Here is a 1,746-nt window from a genome sequence, read left to right on the forward strand (position 1 = left end):
GGGTTTTCTTAGCTCAACATATGATTTTGTTGTAAAATTAAACTTAACATTCATAAAAATTAATTAAATTTTTATTGTATTAACGGTCCATGACTTAAGTCATAAATAATATTTCTTTTTGTAGTATATCTACAGGAAGGAAATAATTCTAAATGTTGAATATAGTACAACCTAATATTTGCTTTATTGGCAGCAGTAATTTGTCTTTAGCTTTAATTGGAGGTTTGGTTTTAAAAGGATTCCAAAAAGAAAAAATTAATCTTATAGAGGAAGTAAAGTTTGATAATGAAATTATTCTAAAGCAAAAACAGCATGAGGTAAAAAAGGCTGATATCGTTGTTCTATTACTAGACCCAAAAAACCTAAAAGCTATACTGGCGCCATTAAAAAAATGGCTAGCTGATAAAACAATAGTATCGATGATGGCTGGGGTTAATATTAAACAACTAGTAAGTATTACGGGTTCAAAAAAGATTATAAGAGTCATTTCTAACCCACCAGTATTAACTTATACGGGTACCCATGTGCTGATTGGTTCAGAATATCTAGAGCCTTTAGATAAAGAAGTAGTTGAGACAATTTACTCAGCAACAGGGAAGACCTATTGGGCAAACTCAGAATCGGAAAGTGATGCCATTATTGCTTTATCAGGTTCAGGCCCAGCGTACTTCTTTTATATTCTCGACAGTATGGTCAAAACAGGTGTTTCTATGGGGCTAGATAAGCAGTTCGCTTTAGATCTCGCACTACAAGCAGCCTCAGGTGCCGTAGACATGGTCCGTAAAAGTAACGTTCAGCCAAGTGAACTATGCGGGAAGGTGACACTGGCTAATGGAATTACCGAATCTGCTTTACGAATGTTTGAACTAGGAAACCTTTCCGATGATATCCGCTTGGCTTTGAGAGCAGCTTATCATCGTAGTAAAGAAATAAGTCTAGAGATTAATGCTGACATTACTAGGCATAGCTTTAACTGATAACCAAGTACCTTTCAATTTTGAGATAACTTATATTTTGAAAGGTACTTTTATACTTTATAAGTCATTTAATGCCATAAAAATGAACCATACAATTACTTATATTGGTTCATAATCAAAACTGCTTTTATATGAGTATCTAGTTTAAGTTATCGAATTTGCAAGAAATATTCCCAAATAATATAGCCCAAACCAAACCCTAGCATTGAATAGAGTGTGATAATAAATAATACAAAACTAGCTTTATTTTTCTTTCTTAAAAAATTCATGTTAGCTACCTCGTGTCTAGATGTTTACTATCATGAAGAAATACAATGTGTAATCATAGATACAGAATTTTTTCAAAAAAATATAACAGATGAAGAAGTGTTATAAATTACTCTTTGATTAAGTTTTTCTTTAAACTTGTAAATGGAAAGACATTAGGCATCTTAAGTCTAATTTTCAGTAGAAAAAATATGAAAATGGGTTTCCTATTGATTTATAAATATTATATTGAACGAGCTGTTGAAAAACAATCATTTACAATTGAAAGGAAACATTTCTAATTGGTTAGAATTATTAAATAAAATTGCGGATCAGTTAACGGAATTTTAATTTTTTTGTGGTTCATTTTGGTGCCATTTTACATAATACAGATAGTTTTTACATTGAAATCAAATTTGTTTTCACTCCATTACAATTAATTCTTCATAATCAAACTATGAATTTTTTTATTTTCAATTGTTTATAAGAATATTGAGGAGGAAGAAATGCCAAAGTATTTAGC

At 30.5% G+C, this 1,746-nt stretch carries 2 protein-coding genes; one reads left to right on the forward strand and one right to left on the reverse strand.

Annotation, left to right across the window (positions count from 1 at the left end; all coding sequences use genetic code 11):
* Positions 1-152 precede the first annotated feature (152 nt).
* Positions 153-977: a pyrroline-5-carboxylate reductase dimerization domain-containing protein gene (locus ACH63V_RS17990; protein ID WP_343569277.1), complete on the forward strand. Its 825-nt coding sequence runs from the start codon at positions 153-155 to the stop codon at positions 975-977.
* A 149-nt stretch (positions 978-1,126) separates the two neighbouring features.
* Here the strand turns inward: ACH63V_RS17990 and ACH63V_RS17995 are convergent, their stop codons facing one another.
* Positions 1,127-1,246, reverse strand: coding sequence for a hypothetical protein (locus tag ACH63V_RS17995; protein WP_396464311.1), 120 nt, complete (start codon positions 1,244-1,246; stop codon positions 1,127-1,129).
* Positions 1,247-1,746 lie beyond the last annotated feature (500 nt).

Origin of the sequence: Acinetobacter sp. ABJ-A23_2, assembly GCF_044538765.1 — a bacterium.
GTDB lineage: Bacteria > Pseudomonadota > Gammaproteobacteria > Pseudomonadales > Moraxellaceae > Acinetobacter > Acinetobacter nosocomialis_A.

Excerpts from the sequence above, each read along its gene's own strand:
- ACH63V_RS17990 (WP_343569277.1), top strand. The coding sequence starts at position 153 with ATGTTGAATATAGTACAACCTAATATTTGCTTTATTGGCAGCAGTAAT.
- ACH63V_RS17995 (WP_396464311.1), bottom strand. The coding sequence starts at position 1,246 with ATGAATTTTTTAAGAAAGAAAAATAAAGCTAGTTTTGTATTATTTATT.